The sequence below is a fragment of the Streptococcus sp. HMSC073D05 genome (assembly GCF_001812015.1).
Classification (GTDB): Bacteria; Bacillota; Bacilli; order Lactobacillales; family Streptococcaceae; genus Streptococcus; species Streptococcus parasanguinis_D.
In genome coordinates this window covers 96337-119788 of record NZ_KV807489.1, presented here as the reverse complement: position 1 = coordinate 119788, position 23452 = coordinate 96337, and the positions used below count along the sequence as shown (strand labels likewise).

Sequence of the window (23452 nt, the reverse complement as noted above, 5' to 3'; positions counted from 1 at the left end):
AAAGTCCGATGGGATCTTTCCTAAACTATTCACTAACTTAGTTGAAAAAAAATGATCGTTTCTTTCAACTAAGTGTCGGAATTTAAAAAGTCCTATGGGACCTTCCCTAACGCATTCACTAGATTACAGAAGAGAAAATGATCGTTTCTCTTCTGTGATCGTCGGAATAATCGGAGCCCGATAGGGCCTTCCCTAAACTATTCACTAGATTTAGAGGATAAAAATAATCGTTTTATCCTCTAAATCGTTGGAAGACTAATCGCTACTAAAGTAGCTCTACGGGAAGTCGGATGGGATCTTCCCTAACGCGTTAACTAACCTTTAATGTTGTTGTTTAAATCTAAAAATGATTTAATTCGTATATGATTAAAATCGTAAAAAAGGAGTCGTCATGTCATTAGCTAAAGATATTGCTAGCCATCTTTTGAAAATTGAAGCGGTTTATTTGAAACCAGAAGAACCTTTTACTTGGGCATCTGGGATCAAGTCCCCTATTTATACAGATAACCGTGTAACCCTCGCTTATCCAGAAACTCGTACCTTGATCGAAAATGGATTTGTAGATAAAATCAAGGAAGCTTTCCCTGAAGTGGAAGTGATTGCAGGTACAGCAACTGCAGGGATTCCTCACGGAGCCATTATTGCGGACAAGATGAATTTGCCATTTGCCTACATTCGTAGCAAACCAAAAGACCACGGTGCTGGAAACCAAATCGAAGGCCGTGTACCACAAGGTCAAAAGATGGTCGTAGTGGAAGATTTGATTTCTACTGGTGGATCTGTCTTGGATGCTGTCGCAGCTGCCAAGCGTGAAGGAGCAGATGTCCTTGGTGTCGTAGCTATCTTCACCTACCAATTGGAGAAAGCTGATAAGAAATTTGAGGAAGCTGGCGTTCAACTTGAAACCTTGTCTAACTATACAGAATTGATTCATTTGGCAGAAGAACAAGGTTACATCACTTCTGAAGGATTAGAGTTGTTGCACCGTTTCAAGGAAAACCAAGAAACTTGGCAAAATAAATAATAACACGGAAGCGTTTCTAACGCTTCTTTTTTATACTCTTTTCACTAGTTGGTGGTTAACTTGAATCTCAAAGTAAAATCCGGTATGATAGTAGTAATTGTTTTTATGGATGAAGAAAAAACTATTTTTAAGGGAGAATAAGATGACAAAAGAAGATTATTTGCAAATGAAGAAGGAATTTAAAATTAGATTTACAATTATTATCGTCCTAGGTATAATTGCTAGTGTATTTTATATTCAGATATTGCTTAGCCACTCTCGTGAAGTGCCCTTTTTTATAACCTGTCTTGGAACTCTCACCTTCATCAATCAGTCATTGATTGCACCTGTCTTTTATGAGAAAAAAGCAGCTGAGAAGGAACATCCAGAATGGAAGAATTTATCAACAAAAGGAGTAGAAATTCCTCAGGAAGAAATTCAAAAACGAAATGGGATATCGATTCTATCTTTCATCATTGTAATTATTGGTTTCTTCATGTTCTATCGTCCTCTTCCGACAACAGACGCAGGAACTGAAGTGATCAAAACCTATCGCGAGATCCAGTCTGTGCCAGAAAATTCAATAGAAAAAAGATCTAGCACAGTCTCTAATTTAACTCCGAAAGACGTTCAAACCTTGCAAGAATTGAAAGAAGAAATCGAATCCAATGCCCCATCAGATTCAAATTCACTGGATCTTAATAAAGCAAAAGATCTTGCAGAAAAAGCACAGCAACAGAATTGGTTGAAAAGAGGAGAGTAAGATGACTTTTCAAGTGGTTTGAATTCAACTAGTTTATGTGAAAGGGTAAAAAACAAATGACAGTAACAACATTCTGGCTTAGTTTGGGAATCTTGACCCTTGTTTTCTTGATCATGCTGCTTATCTTTTACACCTTGTATCGCCGTGAAATAAAAGTGAAAACAGAATCAACCGCAAAAGTTCTGGGAGAAGTAGTTGCTTTTGATTCCAAAAATCAACTGCTTATTTCTCTGCCTGTGGTGGAGTATCAAGTCGAGGGTGAAAGATACCAAAAGACCTTTACCTACGCTTATTTCAGAGAGACTTCTTCTAAGTCAAGACAAACCAATGTTTTCGATAGAACCTATGTTCTTGGGGCAGGTAAAAATCTGGATTTGCGGATGATATTCCCAATTGGGTTTCCTATGACAGTCTTTTATAATCCAGTCGACCCACAGATTGGTTTTGTCGAACGGTATGCCGGCTTAGTCGGTTTCTATAAAATCGGAATGACTCTAACGGTTGGAATTTATCTTGGGTTAGTATGCATTTTAATCCTAGTATTTTAGGTCTGTTAGTTAAGGTTAAGAGTTAAAAATTGCTTCGATAAAATGAGTATGTTTATAAATTACATTTCAGAACAACTTTTCTTTGCACTTTACAGTTGATAGTCAGTCCAAAACAGCAGAAATGCTGTTTTTTTGATATAATGGACCTATGTTATCGAAAAGTAAACGTATTCTATTTTGGATGCTTCATGTTGTCATGTTGCTAGTGATGGTCCACTGGTTCTTGATCAGTGTGATCTATCTGAGAGAGATTTCATGGCTAGCCATTTTAGGTGCTGGATTGCTATTTCTGCTAGCCTGGTTGAAACGCGATGGGCTAAAGAGTGCCTTTGCTTGGTTGACCCGGCACAAAAAAGGCTTCTTGCTTGGAGCGGTTGTCTTTCAGGTGATTGTCATGGTCTGTGCGGAGCTCTTTATCCGTCGGGATGCTGCGGTTGTTTTCAAAGGGGCTTTTGATCTTCTTAAGCAATCCTCTATCACCAACTACCTCAGTCGCAATCCCAATAACATTCCGCTCTTTCTTTACGAGAAGTTTTTCTATGTCTTATTTGGCTCTAGCGGTCTGTGGGTCATGCAGGCTCTCAATATCCTCTATGTCAATCTAGGTGCAGTCCTCTTGTACAAGCTGTCCCAGAAGCATTTTAATCAAAAAACGGCTGATCTGGTCTATCTCTTCTATGTGAGCTTGATCTGTTACTCGCCGTATTTCTATTCCATGTACACGGACATTCCGCCGCTTCCTTTGATCGCTCTTCAGTTATGGTGGGCCTTGGATCTCTTAAAGGAAGATCAAGCAGTCTCCTGGAAGAAGATTGTTGGTTTGGGAATCTTATCTGGCGTGACCATGTTGATCCGTCCAACGACGATTATTGTCATGATTGCCTTTTGGGCTGTGCTTTTCTTTAGAGGAAATTGGAAGGCCTTTGGAAAGATTGCTACGGTGACCGTGATGATGACGGGCTTTGTCTTTGCAGGATTGAATACAGCGGTCAATCATCAAAGAGTTGTGCCGATCTTGAAACAAGAAGGGCTGGCTAAAGGACCGCTCTTATTTATCAATCTGGGCTTGACGGATATGGGGCATAACCAAGAAGATATGAAAGAAGGCTTGTTGGCCTATATCGATGAGGATAAGCGCTCGGATTACAACAATGGCCTCTTTAAAAAAGAAAATGTGATCAAAGAAATCAAGCGCCGTCTCAAGGAGTACGGACCGTTCGGTTTGATCGGGCATATCTACTACAAGCAATCCTTGACGGTAGCAGAAGGGACCCTCGGTTGGCTTTACCGCGATGTAGAGTATGAGAAGACGCCTTTTATCAATCCTCTCTATGCACCCCTGACTAAAAATAATGGTCTGGCAAAATGGGTGCGGACCTATTTTCTCAGCATTGATCGCCCGCAGTACAGGTATTATGAATTTGTCAAGCAGCTGATCTGGATCGTCCTATCAGCTGGTTTGGTTGGAGCTTATCTCAAACGTCGAGATACAGATGACTTTAACTTCCTTTCCTTAGCGGTTTTTGGTGGCTTGCTCTTCTTAACCATCTTTGAAGGAGGGAAGACCCGCTACCTCATCCAATTCTTACCGCAAATTTTACTAGTCGCTTCGATCGGTCTAGCAGGATTTACCAAGAAAGAAAATACATAAAAGCTCTAGCTTGTTTGACAGGCAGAAAAAGAGGTTGGACAAAATTGTCCAGCCTCTTTTTTATCCAGTGGATCTGCGCCAAATGTGGTATAATGGAAGGTAAGAATTTATTGGATAGCGGAGAGTTTCCATGCAGCATTCACCCTGGCATGAAGCCATCAAGTCCCATCTTCCAGAAGGGTATTTTCACCAGATCAATGACTTTATGAATGAAGTCTATAGCAAAGGAGTGGTTTATCCACCGCGTGACAAGGTCTTTAAGGCCTTGCAGACGACAGAGATGGATCAAGTCAAGGTTTTGATCTTAGGCCAAGATCCCTACCATGGACCGGATCAAGCGCAGGGCTTAAGTTTTTCTGTTCCGGATCATGTACCAGCGCCACCTTCTTTGCAAAATATTCTCAAAGAATTGCGCTCAGATATTGGAGAGAAGCGTTCCCATGATCTGACCTCTTGGGCAGAGCAAGGAGTGCTCTTGCTCAATGCCTGCTTGACAGTGCCAGCTGGTCAGGCCAATGGCCATGCAGGACAAATTTGGGAGCCTTTCACAGATGCTGTGATCAAGGTGGTTAATGAGTTGGAGGAGCCTGTTGTCTTTATCCTCTGGGGATCTTATGCCCGTAAGAAAAAGCCGCTGATTACACAAGATCGACATTTGGTCCTTGAATCAGCTCACCCAAGTCCCTTATCGGCCTACCGAGGATTCTTTGGTTCCCAACCCTTTTCAAAAACCAATCAATTTTTGAAAGAGGCGGGACGCGAGCCGATTGATTGGTTAAGATAGGAGAAAGAAATGCCACAATTAGCAACGATTTGTTACATTGACAATGGGAAAGAATTTCTCATGTTGCATCGCAATAAAAAGCCCAATGATGTCCATGAAGGTAAATGGATCGGAGTTGGTGGAAAATTAGAACGCGGGGAAACCCCACAGGAGTGTGCGGCGCGTGAAATTTTTGAGGAGACCGGCCTTAGAGCCAAGCCAGTTTTGAAAGGGATTATTACCTTTCCGGAGTTTACTCCAGATTTGGACTGGTACACCTATGTCTTCAAGGTAACAGATTTTGAGGGAGAACTGATCGAGTGTAACGAAGGGACCTTGGAGTGGGTACCTTATGATCAAGTCCTCTCAAAACCAACCTGGGAAGGGGACCACACCTTTGTTGAGTGGTTGTTGGAGGATAAACCCTTCTTTTCAGCAATGTTTCGCTATGACGGCGACCGCTTGTTAGAGTCGCATGTTGATTTTTATGAATAAAGGAGAATGCAATGGTTGTCATTAAAAATGGTCGCGTAATGGATCCCAAGACTGGCTTGGATCAAGTCTGTGATCTTCGCATTGAAGGAAAGAAAATTGTAGAGATCGCTGAGAACCTCCGAACGGATGGACAAGAGGTCCTTGATGCCTCAGGTCTAGTGGTAGCTCCTGGTTTGATCGATGTGCACGTGCATTTTCGTGAACCTGGCCAAACCCATAAAGAAGATATCCATACGGGTGCTTTAGCAGCAGCTGCGGGTGGGTTTACCCGAGTGGTTATGATGGCCAATACCAATCCGACCATTTCAGATATTGCTACCTTAGAGGAGGTCTTAGCTTCTGCAGCCAAGGAAAATCTCCACATTCATACAGTTGCGACGGTGACCAAGAATTTTGACGGTCAACACCTGACAGATTTTGAAGGCCTGCTTAAGGCTGGTGCGGCTGGTTTTTCAGATGATGGGATTCCCCTTCAAAGCACCAAGGTTGTCCGCCAAGCCTTGGAAGAAGCTAAGCGTCTAGGAACCTTTATTAGTCTGCATGAAGAAGACCCTGAGTTGAATGGCATCCTTGGGTTGAATGAAAACATTGCCAAGGAACATTTTCATGTTTGTGGGGCGACGGGTGTAGCTGAATACTCAATGGCAGCGCGGGATGCCATGATTGCCCATGCGACAGGTGCTCACCTCCATATCCAACACCTTTCTAAGGAAGAAAGTGTCAAGGTTGTGGAATTTGCCCAAGGATTAGGAGCTCATGTGACGGCAGAAGTGGCACCTCAACACTTTTCGAAAACAGAAAGTCTGCTCTTGACTAAAGGAAGCAATGCCAAGATGAACCCACCTCTTCGCTTGGAATCAGATCGTCTAGCAGTGATTGAAGGCTTGAAGTCAGGCGTCATCTCCGTGATTGCGACGGACCACGCGCCTCACCATGCGGATGAGAAGAATGTTCCTGATATTACCAAGGCACCATCTGGAATGACCGGTCTTGAAACCTCGCTTTCTCTTGGTTTGACCTACTTGGTCCATGCAGGACATTTGAGCCTCATGCAATTGCTTGAAAAGATGTCCTATAATCCAGCACGTCTCTATGATTTTGATGCCGGATATATTGCTGTGGATGGACCAGCAGATTTGACCCTCTTTGATCCGGAAGCAGATCGTCTGGTATCGGATCATTTCGCTTCAAAAGCTGGAAATTCACCATTTGTGGGTGAAACATTAAAAGGGAAAGTTGCTTATACTATCTGTGATGGACAAGTGATTTTTCAAGGATAAGCGATCGTATTCATATGAATCTTAAAAAAATGATGCAAGGCTTGGTTTTCTTTTTAACCAGCCTTCTTGCCTTTGTCTTTCTATTTCGTGCTTTGCTACCAACTGCGTCTCCTCGTATGACCAAGCCCAAAACGGCTGCGAAAGAAATCACCTATACTTATGTAGCTCTAGGAGATTCACTGACCAAAGGTGTTGGAGATAGCACCAAACAAGGGGGCTTCGTGCCTATTCTTGCCCAAAGTCTGTCCAATGAAAATGACGGCCAGTACCAGCCTGTCAACTATGGTGTAGCTGGAAATACAAGTGCTCAGATTTTAGATCGACTCAAGGAGCAAACAGACCTTCAGAAGGATCTCAAGAAGGCGCATGTCATGACCTTAACGGTTGGCGGAATGATCTACGCAAAGTCGTTGTCGATCATCTGAGTGATTTTTCTCTATCAGATATCCAAAAACCGCTCAAGAATTATACAGTAAACCTCAAAGAAATTATCACAAAAGCAAGAAAGGACAATCCCCATCTTCCTATTTATGTAGTGGGGATCTACAATCCTCTTTACCTGAATTTTCCTGAATTAACCAGTATTCAGACGGCTGTAGATCGTTGGAATGAGACGACAGAAGAAACCATCGCGCAATTTGATCAGGTCTATTTCGTTCCTATCAATGATCTGCTATATAAAGGAATTGATGGCAAAATGGGCGTGTCAGAAATTAGTGACGGAAAGACAACCGTTATCAATGATGCCCTGTATGAGGAGGATAGTTTTCACCCCAACAATACGGGCTATGAAAAGATAAAACAAGCAATATTGGAGAAAATCAATGCCACGAAGAAAACTTGGACTCAAAAATAATCCCATCAAAGAGAAGATTCCCTTCCTTCAAAAAATTAATATTTGGAAATGGTTGTTTTTAGGCTTAGTCAGCCTTCTCTTAGCCTTCGCTTTAGTCGTGCAAGGACGCTTAGCAACGCCAAGAGAAGATGTTAGCCAGCTCCATCAAGCAGTTGGCACCAAAGATGTCAAAGTTGGAACTATGACAACGACTCGTGATCAACTCAATGATACCATCAAATCGCTTCTGAAAAAATATAAGCTGTCCGACTACAAGGTCTATGCAGATAATCAGCAAATCCTCTTAGAGGGACAGTTGAGTCTCTTAGGAAAGGACTATCCCTTATATATTTACTTTCAACCATCCAAGTTGGAAAACGGGAATATTCTCTTAACAGTAAAGGATTTTTCAGTCGGAACTTTTCAAATTCCACAAAAAATGGTTTTGCGGCTTTTAAGCAAAAATAAAAATATCCCAGATTTTATCCAGATTTCGCCAAAAGAGTCTACCATCACCATTGTATTACCTGAAATTGATAATGACTTTGGAATCTATGTCAAGGCCAATACCATTGATCTCTATAATGACAAGATCGTTTTTGATTTGTATCAGAAAAAGTAGGGCAAAAGGGGATAGTTTGTTTCTATTCAAAAAATTCAGAATATTATAGAAAATTCTTGACATTGTTTTTTCCCTATGCTAAAATACTAAACAAGACATTGAACAAAGGAGAAAGTCAAACATGAAAACAGCTAAGTTTATTCAATTTGCTTTGTTGTTGAGGTATAAGGGCTAGTGCAGAAGCATTAGTCCTGTTTGGCTTACCAAGCGGGCAAAAACATCTCGCTTGGTTGACCGAGTGAGATGTTTTTCTTTATATCCACTACATAGAAATGAGGAGACCCTATGCGTAAAGTTGAATTTTTAGATACCAGCCTTCGGGATGGCGAACAGACTCCGGGAGTTAATTTCTCTATCAAAGAAAAGATTGCCATTGCAAAACAATTGGAAAAATGGGGTATTTCTGCTATTGAAGCAGGTTTTCCTGCAGCAAGTCCGGATTCCTTCACAGCTGTACAGGAAATTGCAAAGGTCTTAACCAAGACAGCTGTAACTGGCCTAGCTCGTTCTGTCAAATCAGATATTGATGCTTGTTATGAAGCCTTAAAGGATGCCAAGTATCCGCAAGTTCACGTCTTTATCGCAACCAGTCCGATTCACCGTGAGTTTAAACTCAACAAGACCAAGGAAGAAATTCTTGAAGCGATCAAAGAGCACGTTTCTTACGCTCGCTCAAAATTTGAGATTGTGGAATTCTCTCCAGAAGATGCGACACGAACCGAATTGGATTTCCTCTTGCAAGTCGTTCAGACTGCGGTCGATGCGGGGGCTAGCTACATCAATATTCCTGATACAGTCGGTTTCACAACACCAGCAGAGTATGGCGCGATTTTCAAATACTTGATCGACCATGTCAAGACGGACCGCAAGATTATCTATTCACCTCATTGCCATGATGATCTAGGAATGGCAGTAGCGAATAGCCTCGCTGCTGTCAAAAATGGGGCCCGCCGTGTGGAAGGGACCATCAATGGGATTGGTGAACGGGCTGGAAATGCAGCGCTTGAAGAAGTAGCGGTCGCTCTTAATATTCGCGAAGACTATTACCAGGTGGAGAGTCCGATTGTGCTCAATGAAACCATCAATACTTCTGAGTTGGTTTCTCGTTACTCTGGGATTCCAATTCCTAAAAACAAGGCGGTTGTTGGTGGCAATGCCTTCTCACACGAGTCTGGGATTCACCAAGATGGGGTCCTTAAAAACCCGCTTACCTATGAAATCATCACGCCTGAGTTGGTGGGTGTCAAGAGCAATAGCCTCCCTCTTGGAAAATTGTCCGGTCGCCATGCCTTTGTCGAAAAATTGCATGAGTTGGGACTTGAATTCACAGAAGAAGACATCAAGCAATTATTTGCTAAATTCAAATCTTTGGCAGACAAGAAACACGAAATCACAGATGCCGATATCCGCGCCCTTGTTGCCGGTACTGCAGTGGAAAATCCAGAAGGATTCCAATTTAATGACCTCCGCTTGACAACCAACGCAGACGAAACGATTACAGCAGCAGTTAGCCTCAGCAATGAAGAAGGGGAAGTGCTTGAATTCCTTGCCAATGGTCAAGGGTCGGTTGAAGCCATCTTTAATGCGATTGATAAATTCTTCAACCAAACCGTTCGCTTGACCTCTTACAATATCGATGCAGTGACAGATGGGATCGACGCCCAAGCCCGTGTCTTGGTATCGGTGGAAAATGTCGATACAGATACGATCTTCAATGCCTCTGGTTTGGATTTTGACGTATTGAAGGCATCTGCTATTGCTTATATCAATGCCAATACGCTGGTTCAAAAAGAGAATGCGGGTGAGATGGGACGAGCTGTCTCCTACCGTGATCTTCCACAAGCCTAAGAGGAAATGAACATGACAAAGAAAATTGTAACACTTGCAGGAGATGGGATTGGCCCTGAGATCATGGCAGCTGGACTAGAGGTTCTCGCAGCCGTTGCTCCAAAAATTGGCTTTGATTATAGCCTAGAAGACAAACCTTTTGGGGGTGCTGGGATTGATGCTGCTGGTCACCCACTTCCCCAAGATACCCTAAAAGCAGCTAAAGGAGCGGATGCTATTCTTCTCGCAGCCATCGGGAGTCCTGAGTATGACCATGCTCCTGTTCGTCCAGAACAAGGGTTGCTCGCTATTCGCAAGGAATTAAATCTTTTTGCAAATATTCGCCCTGTACGGATTTTTGATGCCTTGAAACACCTGTCTCCTTTGAAACCAGAGCGTATCGAGGGTGTCGACTTCGTGGTTGTACGTGAATTGACAGGTGGGATTTACTTTGGAGAGCATATTTTGAAAGAAGATACAGCGCGCGATATCAATGATTACAGCGCAGAAGAAATCCGTCGGATTATGCGCCAAGCCTTCAAGATTGCGCAAGGACGTGGCAAGAAAGTGACCAGTATCGATAAGCAAAATGTCCTTGCAACGTCTAAATTATGGCGCCAAGTAGCAGAAGAAGTTGCCAAAGAATTTCCAGATGTGACCTTAGAGCACCAGCTTGTCGATAGTGCGGCTATGATCATGATTACCAATCCAGCACGCTTTGATGTCGTCGTAACAGAGAATTTATTTGGAGATATCTTATCGGACGAATCGAGTGTCCTTCCTGGAACACTAGGCGTGATGCCGTCTGCCAGTCATTCTGACAAAGGACCAAGTATGTATGAACCGATTCATGGTTCAGCACCAGATATTGCTGGTCAGGGTATTGCCAATCCGATTTCTATGATCCTCTCTGTTTCCATGATGCTCCGAGACAGTTTTGGAGAAACAGCAGGTGCAGAAATGATTGAAGAAGCGGTCAATCAAACCTTGAATCAGGGGATTTTAACCCGAGATCTAGGTGGTCAGGCTTCGACTGCAGAGATGACAGCAGCTATCATAAGGAATCTCTAAGATGACTTGGAGAGATCGCTGTTTAATGGTCATTGCTCTTTGGAATGGTATGGTCTTTCTGACCTATGGATTAGATAAGCGAAAAGCCATCCAAAACAGATGGCGGATTCCTGAAAAGGTCCTGTTACTCGAGAGCTGGCTACTTGGTGGATTTGGAGCTCTTCTAGGTGGGCATCTCTTTCACCACAAGGTACGGAAATGGTATTTCCAAGCCACCTGGTGGATGAGTAGCCTTCTCTTAGCAGGTGTCCTCTTTCTAATCCTTCAATGGATTTCCTAACAAGAAGATAAATGGAGAAAGACGATGAGTGGAAAATCTATCTTTGATAAACTTTGGGACCGCCACGTGATTACAGGAGTGGAAGGGCAACCCCAACTCATGTATGTAGACCAACACTATATCCACGAAGTGACGAGTCCCCAAGCCTTTCAAGGATTACGGGATACAGGACGCAAGGTTCGACGACCCGATTTAACCTTTGGAACCTTTGATCATAATGTTCCAACGGTCAATATTTTTGATATCCGAGATGTCATTTCAAAAGCCCAGATTGATAAATTAGCTGAGAATGTGGTGGAATTTGGGATTGATCATGCAGGTCACGGTTCTGCTAAGCAAGGAATCGTGCATATGATAGGCCCAGAAACTGGTCGGACCCAGCCAGGAAAATTTATTGTCTGTGGAGACAGTCACACCGCAACCCACGGAGCCTTCGGTGCCATTGCCTTTGGGATTGGAACCAGTGAAGTAGAACATGTCTTTGCCACCCAAACCATCTGGCAAGTCAAACCAAAGAAGATGTTGGTCGAATTCACAGGTACCCCACAAAAAGGGATCTATTCAAAAGATTACATCTTAGCTTTGATAGCGCGTTATGGTGTTGCGTGTGGAGTTGGTTATGTCGTAGAGTATCGGGGAGAAGCAATTGATCGCTTGACCATGGAAGAACGGATGACCATCTGCAATATGTCGATTGAGTTTGGATCCAAAATGGGGATCATGAATCCAGATGAGACGACCTTTGACTACCTTCGGGGACGCGAATGTGTGCCAAGTGATTTTGAGGCCGCAGTAGCTGACTGGAAGACTCTGGTCAGTGATGACGATGCCGTTTATGACAAGGTCATCCGTATGGATGTATCTGAACTAGCTCCGATGGTGACTTGGGGGACCAATCCTTCTATGGGAGTGGACTTTGAAACACCCTTCCCAGAGATTCGGGACATGAATGATGAACGGGCTTATCATTATATGGATTTAGAACCTGGTCAAAAACCAGCAGACATTGAATTGGGCTATATCTTTATCGGTTCCTGTACCAATGCGCGTCTCAGTGATTTAGAGCTGGCAGCCAAGTTTGTGAAAGGTAAAAAAATCGCGCCCAACTTAACAGCCATTGTCGTACCTGGCTCTCGTCCAGTCAAGCAAGCCGCTGAAAAGTTGGGATTGGATCAAATCTTTATGGATGCAGGCTTTGAATGGCGTGATCCAGGTTGCTCGATGTGTCTCGGGATGAACCCAGACAAGGTGCCAGATGGCGTCCACTGTGCCTCTACTAGCAATCGAAACTTTGAAGATCGCCAAGGGTTTGGGGCCAAGACCCATCTCTGTAGCCCTGCTATGGCCGCTGCAGCAGCAATTGCTGGTCGCTTTGTCGATGTGCGCCAATTGCCAGAAGTCGAGTAAAAGGAGGAATCATGGAGAAGTTTACCATTTATACAGGGACAACGGTTCCCTTGATGAACGATAATATCGATACCGACCAAATCCTCCCCAAGCAATTCTTGAAGTTGATTGATAAAAAAGGTTTTGGTAAATACCTCATGTATGCTTGGCGCTACTTGGATGATCAGTATACCGAGGATCCAGATTTTATCTTTAATAAGACAGAATACCGCCAGGCAACTATTTTGATTACTGGTGACAATTTTGGGGCTGGCTCCTCTCGGGAGCACGCAGCTTGGGCTTTGGCAGATTATGGCTTTAAGGTCGTTATCGCTGGATCCTTCGGAGATATTCATTACAATAATGAGCTCAATAATGGCATGCTGCCTATTGTCCAACCACTAGAGGTTCGTCAGAAATTGGCAAGTTTGAAGCCGACAGATGAGGTAACAGTGGATTTGGAAGAGCAGAAGATCATCTCACCTGTTGGAGAGTTTTGCTTTGAGATCGATCAAGATTGGAAGCACAAATTGCTCAATGGGCTGGATGATATCGGAATTACGCTTCAGTACGAAGACTTGATCGCAGCATATGAGAAGAATCGACCAGCTTACTGGCAATCATAAAATTGTATACTTAATTACGAATTTTCTGAAAATATATTGAAATTGAGACTAGTTTTTGATACAATACTAAAAAGAATAGAAAAGGAAAGAGACTTATGACAAAACACATTCAATGGGACGGACAACTTTCACAAGAAGGATTTGATATTTTGAAAGGAGAGGGTGGCTGTATCGTCTGCCCTACAAAAGTTGGCTACATCATCATGACCAGCGACAAGGCTGGATTGGTACGGAAGTTCGAAGCCAAAGAACGCAACCGCAACAAACCAGGTGTTGTTCTTTGTGGAAGCATGGATGAACTCCGCGCTCTTGCTCAATTGAATCCTGAAATCGAAGCCTTCTACCAAAAACATTGGGATGAAGATATCTTGCTTGGTTGTATCCTTCCTTGGCGCGAAGATGCTTATGCAAAATTGCAAGCTTTCGGAGATGGACGTGAAGAACTCATGACAGACGTTCGGGGAACTTCATGCTTTGTCATCAAATTTGGTAAAGCTGGTGAGCAAATCGCCAAAGAAATGTGGGAAAAAGAAGGTAAGATGGTTTACGCTTCTTCAGCCAACCCTTCCGGTAAAGGAAACCGCGGGAAGGTCGAAGGAATCGGTGAACGCATCGAAGGTGCTGTGGACTTGGTCATTGAAGCCGATGATTATGTAGCTTCTATCCAACCAGACAAGACCATTGAAACTCGCTATGAACAAGGCGTAATGGTCTCTATGGTTGATGCCGAAGGAAAACTCATCCCAGAACAAGGAGCTGGTAGCCGTTCTGTCAATACTTGTCCAGTTGTGATCCGTAAAGGATTGGATATCGATAAGATCATGATGCACTTATCTGATCATTTCAACTCTTGGAACTACCGCCAAGGGGAATACTATTAAGAAACAGAAAAAAGCATTCTATTTGGGATGCTCGGATTGAAGACAAAGTTATCTTAAAAACTTTCCTTAGGTGAGTACGGACGTCAGCGAACTTCTACGAAGTTCCATGACTTAGTTTTGGACCTAAGGTTCCAAAACTCCCGTGTGCTAGAAACAATTTTGTTTCTAGCACTTTTCTCACGGCGGAAAGTTTCAGTGTATATTGTATGAACTTGATGATATTTATCATTTTAATTTTTTTCAGCATTCCTTAACCTGTCTTATGTAAAAATCAGATTGTCAAAATTTTAAAGCATTCCATTTGGGATGCTTTTTTTGTGGAAGGATAAAAGATGATATAATGGAGGCAAACAATGTTCCATTAGAAGAGGAGTTAGTATGATCTCAAGAAAAGCGTTTATCGATAAAGCCAATCAGGAAGGTTTTTCCTTCAACATCCAAATCCCATGGTGGACGTACAATAACTTCAAGTCATTAGTTTGGAGAAAAAGGCTCTCTGAGGAGCAACTCTATCAGATCTTTCTTTTACTTTGTAGAGAGGTAGAAGACCGGCAAATGCAAGCGGTAGCGGATAAGAGAAAGTATCAGACCGGATTTTATGTAGCTGTATGCAATGGTCGCGAATTTCGCTTTGAGTTTGCTTTTAAAAAGAACCAAGAACTAAGAGTTTATAATCTATTTGAGACCGTCAATGGTCGCAAGAAACTCACCCTGATGGACCTGCTTGATTACATAATGGATTGACTGTGTATAGAAACAATAAGGGTTCACTACAGATTGATAAAAGAAAGAGTAGTTCTATGATTTCAAGAGATGCATTTTTAGAAAGAATCAACCAAGAGGGATTCTCATTTAGCATTGAAATCCCGCGCAGAAATTTTTCGGATTTTACATCATTAGTTCGGAGAAGAAGAATTTCAGAAGAAGACCTCTATCAGCTGTTTTATAACTATTGTCAAGAACTAGAAAACTGTTTGAAAGAAGCAGGGGAGAAACGACGCTTGCTCTTCAATAAGTTTCCAGTTAGCCCAGTTCATGATAAATATAAAACGAAATTTGATACAGTGGCACCCAACGGACGCGAATTCCGCTTTGAGTTTGTCTTTAGCAATGACAATCGTTTAAAAGTTTATCACATGATCGAAACTGTTAATGGTCGTAAGAAAAAAACTCCTATGGAAATACTGATGGACTTAGTCGATGCTTTATAATGAGGATCTGTTCAAAAGTATAAGGGGGATCCAACCAAAAAGACTAGAGCATGCGCTCTAGTTTTTTGGTTGTTGATGGGTGATGTTTTTTCCCCAAGGGATGAGATTTTCTTTTTTCTCTTTGATCCGTTGGATATTGTCCTTGTGTCGAAGAATGATCAAGGTAGCTAAGGCCAAGACAATGACTGTAAAAAGCGGATCATAGCTGTGCAAGATCCATCCAGTCAAAGGAAGAAGGAGGACCGAAAGAATGGCGAGTAGCGCAACGGTAACACTCGAAAACGAAATCATACTGGTTAAATAAAGGCTAGCTACAAAATAAACAGCTAAAATGAGAAGCAGGATAGGCGAGAAACCAAGTAAGACACCAGCACTCGTCGCCACTGCTTTTCCACCCTTGAATCCAGCAAAAATTGGGAAAGTGTGTCCCAAAACGGCTAAGAGACCAAAGACCATCGGCGAGATCCCCTGAATTCCAAAGAAAGTCGGAAGGAGAACGGCCAAAGTTCCTTTCAAGAAATCAATCGCAAAGACAATGATTCCAGCTTTCTTCCCTAAAATCCGAAAGGTATTGGTCGTTCCAGTATTGCCCGAGCCATGTTCCCGTAAATTAATATGGAAAAAGATTTTCCCAATCCATAATCCCGAAGGAATGGAGCCTAACAGATAGGCTAAAATTAAAACACTTATTTCTTTTATCATACTTTCATTATATCAAAAAGGCATCAATAGAAAAAGAAATTTTTGGAGTTAAAGTGTGACATCTGAAGAAAGTGCCCAGCTAACATTTTTTACTAGGATATGGAAATCTCCATATAAAGAGAAAAAATTTTGCAAAATTTCCTAAAAAACTGTAATATAGAAAAGATGAACAAATAGGAGGTTCCTTGTGGCAAAAAAGGAAATCAATATTAATAATTATAATGACGATGCCATTCAGGTACTAGAAGGGTTGGATGCAGTCCGTAAACGTCCAGGGATGTATATCGGATCGACCGATGGAAATGGCTTGCATCACATGGTCTGGGAGATCGTGGATAATGCGGTCGATGAAGCCTTGTCTGGCTTTGGATCACAAATCGATGTAACGATTAATAAAGATGGTTCGCTATCGGTAGAAGACCAGGGACGTGGGATGCCGACCGGGATGCATGCTATGGGCAAACCAACCGTTGAGGTCATCTTTACCGTCCTCCATGCTGGAGGGAAGTTTGGTCAAGGAGGCTATAAGACATCCGGAGGTCTTCACGGAGTGGGATCTTCTGTCGTCAATGCCCTTTCTAGCTGGCTAGAGGTAGAAATTACTCGTGATGGAGCTGTCTATAAGCAACGTTTTGAAGATGGGGGAAAACCAGTTACAACCCTTGAAAAGATCGGCTCTGCTCCCAAGTCTAAGACAGGGACCAAGGTCACCTTCATGCCAGATCCAACCATCTTTTCAACGACAGATTTCAAATTTAATACCATTGCTGAGCGGATCAAAGAATCAGCCTTCTTGCTGAAGGACGTGACGCTGACGCTGACCGATCTCCGTAAGGAAGAAGACAACCATGTGGCCTTTCATTATGAAAATGGTGTCCAAGATTTCGTAGAGTACTTGAACGAAGACAAGGAAACTTTGACACCTGTTCTCTACTTTAGTGGCGAATCAGATGGTTTTCAGGTAGAAGTGGCCATGCAATACAATGATGGCTACTCAGATAATATCTTGTCCTTCGTTAATAATGTCCGCACCAAAGATGGGGGAACCCACGAGACAGGTCTGAAGACAGCCATTACCAAGGCTATGAACGACTATGCAAGAAAGATAGGACTCCTCAAAGAAAAAGACAAGAATCTGGAAGGATCAGACTACCGTGAAGGTTTGTCTGCTGTTCTCTCGATCCTGGTTCCAGAGGCCCATTTGCAGTTTGAAGGACAAACCAAAGACAAATTAGGAAGTCCCTTGGCTCGTCCAGTCGTCGATAGCATTGTTTCTGATAAATTGACCTTCTTCCTCATGGAAAATGGAGAATTGGCTTCCAATCTCATTCGTAAGGCTATTAAAGCCCGGGATGCGCGTGAAGCCGCTCGTAAAGCGCGGGATGAAAGCCGAAATGGCAAGAAGAGCAAAAAGGACAAGGGACTTTTGTCTGGTAAATTGACACCAGCCCAGTCTAAAAATCCTAAGAAAAACGAACTTTATCTAGTCGAAGGAGACTCAGCCGGCGGTTCTGCCAAACAAGGACGGGATCGGAAGTTCCAAGCGATTCTTCCCCTTCGTGGGAAGGTGCTCAATACTGAGAAGGCCAATATGAGTGATATCCTCAAAAACGAGGAAATCAACACCATGATCTACACCATCGGTGCTGGAGTTGGGGCAGATTTCTCTGTGGAAGATGCTAACTACGATAAGATCATCATCATGACCGATGCGGATACGGATGGTGCCCACATTCAAACCCTCCTCTTAACCTTCTTCTATCGCTATATGCGCCCTTTGGTAGAAGCAGGGCATGTCTACATTGCACTTCCTCCTCTTTATAAGATGTCGAAAGGCAAAGGCAAGAAAGAAGAAGTAGCCTATGCTTGGACAGATAGCGAATTAGAAGAGTTGCGTCGGACCTTTGGCCGTGGAGCAACCCTTCAACGTTACAAAGGGTTGGGGGAAATGAATGCAGATCAGCTTTGGGAAACGACCATGAATCCAGAAACTCGTACCTTGATCCGTGTTACCATTGATGATTTAGCGCGTGCAGAACGCCGTGTCTCTGTCCTTATGGGAGATAAGGCTGCATCACGTCGTCAATGGATTGAGGATAACGTTAAGTTTACCTTAGAAGAAAATACAGTTTTTTAATCACGTTCTACTATAACGTAAATAAGCTGGGATGTAGAAATGGTAAGGAATCGACATGAGAACTGAAACAGAAATGATGAATCTGATTTTGCAAATAGCTGATACTATAGAAGTAGAAGCAATTGCTTTATCCGGATCACGAACGAATCCTCAGGCACCCAAAGACGAGTTTCAAGATTATGATGTGGTCTATATTGTTGATGATCTAGAAGACCTGATTTCAGATTTATCCTGGTTGGATCAGTACGGAAATCGACTCATCGAACAGCACAACCGACTGGGACATCGTCGTCTGTATCTCATGCTATTTGAAGACGGCAACCGTATCGATTTGACCCTCTGTCCCAAGGAGTATATCCAAGAGTGGGTGGATAGCGAAGCAAATTTTGAAGTTATAAAAGACGACAAAGGCTTGTTTGAAGCCTATCAGCCTAATTCCAAGCGCTATTGGACCGCTCCGCCTACTGAAGAGGAATTTGCAGCCACCTACAATGAATTTTGGTGGGTTTCGGCATATGTTGTCAAAGCCATTCGAAGAAATCAGCTGATCTATGCGACCGACCACCTCTATGGCATTTGTCAGCAAGAATTGCTCAAGGTTTTAGCTTGGCAGGTGACAAGCGATAGGGGAGTAGTTGACATCGGAAAGAACTACAAGTACCTCTTTCACTATCTACCAGCCGGGCAAGAGAAAGAGTTCTCAGCTTTGCTTGATATATCTAGTTTCGATAAAATCATTCAGTCTTTATTTGCTACCATGGGGCTATTCAATCGAGAAGCTCAAATTCTGGCTCAAAAGATGGGATTTGCCTATAATCAGGAAGTGGCTGAGAAGATGATAGCTTATGCTAAAGAGAAACTTTCTAATCGTTAATGAATCTATTTTAAACTAAAAAAAGGATCCTTTGGTTGCTTGTGGTAACCGATTGCCTTTTTCTACAAAAGACTACTCAACATTCTTTGAAAGGAGTTGAACACGCCCTAAATACTGTGTGAAAAAGATAAATTCTCTTGTGAGCATGGCTCACTGCAAGAATTTCCTATTTTCACTTTGTATTTTACGGGCTTTGTACCCTATATGAGTAATATCCAAAACATGTCCTTGGAGGACATCATGGGGGAGCGCTTTGGTCGCTACTCCAAATACATTATTCAAGAACGGGCTCTTCCTGATATTCGGGATGGCTTGAAACCTGTTCAACGGCGGATTCTTTATTCGATGAATAAGGACGGCAATACCCATGACAAGGGCTACCGCAAGTCTGCCAAGTCTGTCGGAAATATCATGGGGAATTTCCACCCTCACGGGGACAGTTCTATCTATGATGCCATGGTCCGCATGTCTCAAGACTGGAAGAACCGCGAGATCCTTGTTGAAATGCACGGAAACAATGGTTCCATGGACGGTGATCCACCAGCGGCTATGCGTTATACCGAGGCGCGCTTGTCTGAAATTGCGGGTTATCTTTTGCAAGATATCGAAAAGAATACAGTGCCTTTTGCCTGGAACTTTGACGATACAGAAAAAGAGCCAACTGTTTTGCCGGCAGCCTTTCCAAATCTCTTAGTCAATGGGGCAACAGGGATTTCAGCTGGTTATGCGACAGATATTCCACCACATAATCTTGCTGAAGTCATTGATGCCGTGGTCTACATGATTGACCATCCATCTGCCAAGGTAGACAAGCTCATGGAGTTTTTACCTGGACCTGATTTCCCAACTGGCGCCATTATCCAAGGCCGGGATGAGATTAAGAAAGCCTATGAAACTGGTAAGGGCCGAGTAGTTGTCCGATCTAAAACAGAGATCGAGCAGCTCAAGGGCGGTAAGCAGCAAATTGTGGTTACCGAGATCCCTTATGAGATCAACAAGGCTGTTTTGGTCAAGAAGATCGATGATGTTCGTGTCAACAACAAGGTGGCAGGTATCGCTGAGGTTCGGGATGAGTCTGACCGAGATGGTCTTCGTATTGCCATTGAGCTCAAAAAAGATGCCAATGCAGATTTGATTTTGAACTACTTGTTCAAGTACACAGACTTGCAGGTCAACTACAACTTCAATATGGTGGCGATTGACAATTATACCCCTCGTCAAGTGGGGATTGTACCGATTCTCTCTAGCTACATTGCACACCGTCGGGATATCATTGTCGCTCGCTCGCGCTTTGATAAGGAAAAGGCAGAACGACGGCTCCACATCGTAGAGGGCTTGATCCGCGTCATTTCCATTCTCGATGAGGTCATCGCCTTGATCCGCGCTTCTGATAACAAGGCAGATGCCAAGGAAAACCTCAAGGTCAGCTACGATTTCACGGAAGAACAAGCAGAAGCTATTGTTACCTTGCAATTGTACCGCTTGACCAATACGGATATCGTGACCTTGGAAGAAGAGCATGCCAGTCTCAAGGAGCAAATCGTGACCTTGGCAGCCATCATTGGGGATGAACGGACCATGTTCAATCTCATGAAGAAGGAGTTGCGTGAAGTCAAGAAGCTTTTTGGTAATCCTCGTCGCAGTGAATTGCAAGACACGGCTAAAACGATCGAGATTGATACAGCCAGTCTCATTGTTGAAGAGGAAACCTTCGTCAGCGTAACCCGTGCTGGATATATCAAACGGACCTCGCCTCGTTCTTTCAATGCGTCGACACTGGAAGAAGTCGGTAAGCGAGACGATGACGAGTTGATTTTTGTAGAGCCTGCTAAGACCACTCAGCATCTCTTACTCTTTACCAACTTGGGGAATGCCATTTATCGACCAATTCATGAATTGACAGATACCAAGTGGAAGGATATCGGCGAGCACCTCAGTCAGACCTTGACCAATTTCGAGCAAGAGGAAGAAATTCTCTTTGCGGAGATTGTGGATCAGTTTGAGGGCGTGACCTACTTTGCGGCAACTCAACAAGGACAAATCAAGCGCTTTGAACGCAAGGAATTGAGCCCATGGCGGACTTATCGTTCTAAATCGACTAAGTATGCTAAGCTAAAAGACCAAGACGACCGTATCGTAGCAGTTGCGCCAGTTGTCCTTGAAGACATCATGATCATTACTAAAAATGGTTACGGGTTGCGCTTCAATATTGAAGAGGTCCCTGTCGTAGGAGCTAAAGCAGCAGGGGTCAAAGCCATTAACCTCAAAGACGGAGATCAAGTTGCTGCAGCCTTTAAGTCGACGACTCCAAGCATGTACATTCTGACCCAGCGAGGCAGTCTCAAACGGATGTTACAAGACGATATTCCTGTGACCAGTCGGGCTAAACGGGGACTACAGGTCTTGCGTGAGTTGAAAAATAAACCACACCGCGTCTTCAAGGCAGGTCCAGTCTTCACTGACCAGGGAGATTTTGATCTCTTTACGAGCCAAGAAGAAGTGGCAGTACAAGATCAAATTCTTCAGATCACTTCCACAACAGGTCAGGTGACAGAAGTTGATTTGACACAATTAAGCATTTCTGAAAGAACAAGCAATGGATCCTTTGTCAACGATACCATTTCAGATCAAGAAGTTTTTTCAGCTACTATCAAATAAAAGAAAGCGTCGGTCCATTCTAGGACTGACTTTCTTTGAAAATAAATTTTCTGAAAATTGAAAATTTCGCTTGAAATTCTCATGAAATGGTGTACAATAGTGTACATAGATTGAGAAACTGAATCGACCTGCATCAGATCGACAAGGAATAGAAAAATTAAAAGGAGCACTATCATGACAGTATCACTTGATTGGGAAAACCTTGGCTTTTCATATATGAAATTACCTTATCGCTATTTGGCACATTATCGCAATGGAGCTTGGGAAAAAGGGGAATTGACAGAAGATGCGACCTTGCATTTGTCCGAATCCTCTCCAAGTTTGCATTACGGTCAGCAAGCCTTTGAAGGGTTAAAAGCCTACCGTACAAAAGACGGAAGTATCCAATTGTTCCGTCCAGATCAAAACGCCAAACGTTTGCAACGCACAGCAGATCGTTTGCTGATGCCTCAAGTACCTGTTGACATGTTTGTGGATGCTTGTAAGGCAGTGGTGAAAGCTAATGAAGAGTATGTTCCACCATATGGTACTGGAGCTACCCTTTACCTTCGTCCACTTTTGATTGGGGTCGGTGATATTATTGGTGTGCATCCAGCAGATGAGTATATCTTTACCATCTTTGCCATGCCTGTCGGTAACTACTTTAAAGGTGGTTTGGTTCCAACGAACTTCTTGATTCAAGATGAGTATGACCGTGCTGCACCACATGGTACAGGGGCTGCTAAAGTTGGTGGGAACTACGCAGCTAGTATGTTGCCAGGTAAGATTGCGCATGATCGTAACTTCTCTGACGTGATTTACCTCGATCCAGCGACTCACACCAAGATTGAAGAAGTTGGTTCTGCAAACTTCTTTGGTATCACTGCTAATAACGAATTTGTGACGCCATTGAGTCCTTCTATTTTGCCATCGATCACCAAGTACTCTTTGCTTTACTTGGCAGAACACCGTCTTGGTATGACACCAATTGAAGGGGATGTCTTTATCAATGATTTGGATCGCTTTGTAGAAGCAGGAGCATGTGGTACCGCAGCTGTCATCTCTCCGATCGGAGGCGTTCAACACGGTGATGACTTCCATGTCTTCTATTCTGAAACAGAAGTAGGTCCTGTCACACGGAAGCTTTATGACGAGTTGACCGGCATCCAATTTGGTGATGTCGAAGCACCAGAAGGATGGATTTTCAAAGTCGATTAAACCGAAAGCATCTGAGATAAAAGTGTCCAGGCTTCAATGAGAACGAGTCTTAACGAAGGACGTAGTAGCTAATGTTTCTCTTCATTCGTTTTTAGGAATAGAAGGGTGACGAATGACTCTTGCGGGGGTGGGATAAAGAAGGAATTTCTAACTAAATTCTTTCTGACCCACTCCCTTTTCTCTTGCGTCATCAAGAGAATTTTTGTAAAATAGAAAAAGTGAAAAGAGGGTTGAAATGAGTAAAAAAGATAAGAAAATTGAGATTCAAATCGTTGATAGTAAAGTAACCGTCGGAAAAGACACTTTTGATGGTTTCACTTTGTCCATTGGAAAGAAAACGATTGGTGAAATTGCAGACATGGCTGGGCAATTTGCCATTATCAAAAATGGAAATGTGGATTCTCTTTACAAAAAACTTGAAAAAGCCGTTGAAATTTTAATAGAAAATTATAATTTGAATAAATAAGGGCTTGCAATCATAATAAATCAATGGTATAATAGATCCTGTTGATTTATATGGAGAGATAGCGAAGAGGCTAAACGCGGCGGACTGTAAATCCGCTCCTTCGGGTTCGGGGGTTCGAATCCCTCTCTCTCCATTTTATTCATGGGGTATAGCCAAGCGGTAAGGCAAGGGACTTT

General features: G+C 43.0%; 22 protein-coding genes, 1 tRNA gene and 1 pseudogene. 23 read left to right on the top strand and 1 reads right to left on the bottom strand.

Annotation, left to right across the window (positions count from 1 at the left end):
* Positions 1 to 391 precede the first annotated feature (391 nt).
* The 17 genes and pseudogenes from pyrE (at position 392) to HMPREF2832_RS03880 (ending at position 15242) form a co-directional block, all read left to right on the top strand.
* The gene (gene pyrE, locus HMPREF2832_RS03960; protein WP_024055762.1) at positions 392 to 1024 is read left to right on the top strand and encodes an orotate phosphoribosyltransferase; all 633 of its coding nucleotides are present in this window, start codon (positions 392 to 394) and stop codon (positions 1022 to 1024) included.
* 142 nt (positions 1025 to 1166) lie between these two features.
* Positions 1167 to 1766, top strand: coding sequence for a hypothetical protein (locus HMPREF2832_RS03955; RefSeq protein WP_049483137.1), 600 nt, complete (start codon positions 1167 to 1169; stop codon positions 1764 to 1766).
* A gap of 56 nt (positions 1767 to 1822) precedes the next feature.
* Positions 1823 to 2314: a DUF3592 domain-containing protein gene (locus tag HMPREF2832_RS03950; RefSeq protein ID WP_070505619.1), complete on the top strand. Its 492-nt coding sequence runs from the start codon at positions 1823 to 1825 to the stop codon at positions 2312 to 2314.
* 148 nt (positions 2315 to 2462) lie between these two features.
* Entirely contained in the window at positions 2463 to 3965 is a 1503-nt protein-coding gene (locus tag HMPREF2832_RS03945) for a glycosyltransferase family 39 protein (RefSeq protein ID WP_070505617.1), read from the top strand.
* A gap of 130 nt (positions 3966 to 4095) precedes the next feature.
* A complete protein-coding gene (locus HMPREF2832_RS10165) occupies positions 4096 to 4749 on the top strand; it encodes a uracil-DNA glycosylase (protein ID WP_021153111.1) in 654 nt (217 codons plus the stop codon).
* Between the two features lie 9 nt (positions 4750 to 4758).
* Complete coding sequence (locus HMPREF2832_RS10160; RefSeq protein WP_003003493.1) at positions 4759 to 5223, top strand: NUDIX hydrolase; 465 nt, start codon at positions 4759 to 4761, stop codon at positions 5221 to 5223.
* Positions 5224 to 5234: 11 nt separating this feature from the next.
* Positions 5235 to 6503 carry a dihydroorotase gene (locus HMPREF2832_RS03930; protein ID WP_049497896.1) on the top strand — a complete coding sequence of 423 codons (1269 nt, stop codon included), beginning with the start codon at positions 5235 to 5237 and terminating at the stop codon, positions 6501 to 6503.
* A gap of 14 nt (positions 6504 to 6517) precedes the next feature.
* Positions 6518 to 7359, top strand: a pseudogene (locus HMPREF2832_RS03925) (SGNH/GDSL hydrolase family protein).
* On the top strand, positions 7328 to 7960 hold the full coding sequence (locus HMPREF2832_RS03920) for a YpmS family protein (protein WP_049497894.1): 633 nt from the start codon (positions 7328 to 7330) through the stop codon (positions 7958 to 7960). The pseudogene HMPREF2832_RS03925 and the gene HMPREF2832_RS03920 overlap by 32 nt, the downstream one beginning before the upstream one ends.
* Positions 7961 to 8245: 285 nt before the next feature.
* Positions 8246 to 9808 (top strand): 2-isopropylmalate synthase, encoded by a 1563-nt coding sequence (locus tag HMPREF2832_RS03915; RefSeq protein ID WP_070505615.1) that lies wholly within the window; start codon positions 8246 to 8248, stop codon positions 9806 to 9808.
* A gap of 12 nt (positions 9809 to 9820) precedes the next feature.
* Complete coding sequence (leuB, locus tag HMPREF2832_RS03910) at positions 9821 to 10858, top strand: 3-isopropylmalate dehydrogenase (RefSeq protein ID WP_049497892.1); 1038 nt, start codon at positions 9821 to 9823, stop codon at positions 10856 to 10858.
* 1 nt (position 10859) lies between these two features.
* A complete protein-coding gene (locus tag HMPREF2832_RS03905; RefSeq protein WP_070505613.1) occupies positions 10860 to 11138 on the top strand; it encodes a DUF1294 domain-containing protein in 279 nt (92 codons plus the stop codon).
* Positions 11139 to 11162: 24 nt separating this feature from the next.
* Positions 11163 to 12545: a 3-isopropylmalate dehydratase large subunit gene (gene leuC / locus HMPREF2832_RS03900; protein ID WP_070505612.1), complete on the top strand. Its 1383-nt coding sequence runs from the start codon at positions 11163 to 11165 to the stop codon at positions 12543 to 12545.
* Positions 12546 to 12556: 11 nt separating this feature from the next.
* Positions 12557 to 13150 (top strand): 3-isopropylmalate dehydratase small subunit, encoded by a 594-nt coding sequence (gene leuD / locus HMPREF2832_RS03895; protein ID WP_049497889.1) that lies wholly within the window; start codon positions 12557 to 12559, stop codon positions 13148 to 13150.
* Between the two features lie 95 nt (positions 13151 to 13245).
* On the top strand, positions 13246 to 14031 hold the full coding sequence (locus HMPREF2832_RS03890; protein WP_049497888.1) for an L-threonylcarbamoyladenylate synthase: 786 nt from the start codon (positions 13246 to 13248) through the stop codon (positions 14029 to 14031).
* A gap of 378 nt (positions 14032 to 14409) precedes the next feature.
* Positions 14410 to 14775: a hypothetical protein gene (locus HMPREF2832_RS03885; RefSeq protein WP_049497887.1), complete on the top strand. Its 366-nt coding sequence runs from the start codon at positions 14410 to 14412 to the stop codon at positions 14773 to 14775.
* A gap of 56 nt (positions 14776 to 14831) precedes the next feature.
* Positions 14832 to 15242 carry a hypothetical protein gene (locus tag HMPREF2832_RS03880; RefSeq protein WP_049497886.1) on the top strand — a complete coding sequence of 137 codons (411 nt, stop codon included), beginning with the start codon at positions 14832 to 14834 and terminating at the stop codon, positions 15240 to 15242.
* Between the two features lie 57 nt (positions 15243 to 15299).
* Here HMPREF2832_RS03880 and plsY read toward each other — a convergent pair whose 3' ends face one another.
* Positions 15300 to 15944 (bottom strand): glycerol-3-phosphate 1-O-acyltransferase PlsY, encoded by a 645-nt coding sequence (gene plsY / locus HMPREF2832_RS03875; protein ID WP_049473029.1) that lies wholly within the window; start codon positions 15942 to 15944, stop codon positions 15300 to 15302.
* Positions 15945 to 16131: 187 nt separating this feature from the next.
* On the opposite strand from plsY, the gene parE reads away from it, so the two are divergent.
* The 6 genes from parE (at position 16132) to HMPREF2832_RS03840 (ending at position 23409) form a co-directional block, all read left to right on the top strand.
* Positions 16132 to 18081, top strand: a complete 1950-nt coding sequence (gene parE, locus HMPREF2832_RS03870) for a DNA topoisomerase IV subunit B (RefSeq protein WP_070505610.1) — start codon at positions 16132 to 16134, stop codon at positions 18079 to 18081.
* A 55-nt stretch (positions 18082 to 18136) separates the two neighbouring features.
* Positions 18137 to 18955, top strand: coding sequence for an aminoglycoside 6-adenylyltransferase (locus HMPREF2832_RS03865; RefSeq protein WP_049497884.1), 819 nt, complete (start codon positions 18137 to 18139; stop codon positions 18953 to 18955).
* A gap of 204 nt (positions 18956 to 19159) precedes the next feature.
* Entirely contained in the window at positions 19160 to 21613 is a 2454-nt protein-coding gene (gene parC, locus HMPREF2832_RS03860; protein WP_070505608.1) for a DNA topoisomerase IV subunit A, read from the top strand.
* Between the two features lie 156 nt (positions 21614 to 21769).
* Positions 21770 to 22810 carry a branched-chain amino acid aminotransferase gene (locus HMPREF2832_RS03850; RefSeq protein WP_261674223.1) on the top strand — a complete coding sequence of 347 codons (1041 nt, stop codon included), beginning with the start codon at positions 21770 to 21772 and terminating at the stop codon, positions 22808 to 22810.
* 235 nt (positions 22811 to 23045) lie between these two features.
* The gene (locus HMPREF2832_RS03845; RefSeq protein WP_003003589.1) at positions 23046 to 23276 is read left to right on the top strand and encodes a DUF2969 domain-containing protein; all 231 of its coding nucleotides are present in this window, start codon (positions 23046 to 23048) and stop codon (positions 23274 to 23276) included.
* Positions 23277 to 23328: 52 nt separating this feature from the next.
* Positions 23329 to 23409, top strand: a tRNA-Tyr gene (locus HMPREF2832_RS03840).
* The last annotated feature ends 43 nt before the right edge of the window (positions 23410 to 23452 follow it).

Coding starts and splice junctions, on each gene's coding strand:
- pyrE (WP_024055762.1), top strand. CDS start 392: ATGTCATTAGCTAAAGATATTGCTAGCCATCTTTTGAAAATTGAAGCG.
- HMPREF2832_RS03955 (WP_049483137.1), top strand. CDS start 1,167: ATGACAAAAGAAGATTATTTGCAAATGAAGAAGGAATTTAAAATTAGA.
- HMPREF2832_RS03950 (WP_070505619.1), top strand. CDS start 1,823: ATGACAGTAACAACATTCTGGCTTAGTTTGGGAATCTTGACCCTTGTT.
- HMPREF2832_RS03945 (WP_070505617.1), top strand. CDS start 2,463: ATGTTATCGAAAAGTAAACGTATTCTATTTTGGATGCTTCATGTTGTC.
- HMPREF2832_RS10165 (WP_021153111.1), top strand. CDS start 4,096: ATGCAGCATTCACCCTGGCATGAAGCCATCAAGTCCCATCTTCCAGAA.
- HMPREF2832_RS10160 (WP_003003493.1), top strand. CDS start 4,759: ATGCCACAATTAGCAACGATTTGTTACATTGACAATGGGAAAGAATTT.
- HMPREF2832_RS03930 (WP_049497896.1), top strand. CDS start 5,235: ATGGTTGTCATTAAAAATGGTCGCGTAATGGATCCCAAGACTGGCTTG.
- HMPREF2832_RS03920 (WP_049497894.1), top strand. CDS start 7,328: ATGCCACGAAGAAAACTTGGACTCAAAAATAATCCCATCAAAGAGAAG.
- HMPREF2832_RS03915 (WP_070505615.1), top strand. CDS start 8,246: ATGCGTAAAGTTGAATTTTTAGATACCAGCCTTCGGGATGGCGAACAG.
- leuB (WP_049497892.1), top strand. CDS start 9,821: ATGACAAAGAAAATTGTAACACTTGCAGGAGATGGGATTGGCCCTGAG.
- HMPREF2832_RS03905 (WP_070505613.1), top strand. CDS start 10,860: ATGACTTGGAGAGATCGCTGTTTAATGGTCATTGCTCTTTGGAATGGT.
- leuC (WP_070505612.1), top strand. CDS start 11,163: ATGAGTGGAAAATCTATCTTTGATAAACTTTGGGACCGCCACGTGATT.
- leuD (WP_049497889.1), top strand. CDS start 12,557: ATGGAGAAGTTTACCATTTATACAGGGACAACGGTTCCCTTGATGAAC.
- HMPREF2832_RS03890 (WP_049497888.1), top strand. CDS start 13,246: ATGACAAAACACATTCAATGGGACGGACAACTTTCACAAGAAGGATTT.
- HMPREF2832_RS03885 (WP_049497887.1), top strand. CDS start 14,410: ATGATCTCAAGAAAAGCGTTTATCGATAAAGCCAATCAGGAAGGTTTT.
- HMPREF2832_RS03880 (WP_049497886.1), top strand. CDS start 14,832: ATGATTTCAAGAGATGCATTTTTAGAAAGAATCAACCAAGAGGGATTC.
- plsY (WP_049473029.1), bottom strand. CDS start 15,944: ATGATAAAAGAAATAAGTGTTTTAATTTTAGCCTATCTGTTAGGCTCC.
- HMPREF2832_RS03865 (WP_049497884.1), top strand. CDS start 18,137: ATGAGAACTGAAACAGAAATGATGAATCTGATTTTGCAAATAGCTGAT.
- parC (WP_070505608.1), top strand. CDS start 19,160: ATGAGTAATATCCAAAACATGTCCTTGGAGGACATCATGGGGGAGCGC.
- HMPREF2832_RS03845 (WP_003003589.1), top strand. CDS start 23,046: ATGAGTAAAAAAGATAAGAAAATTGAGATTCAAATCGTTGATAGTAAA.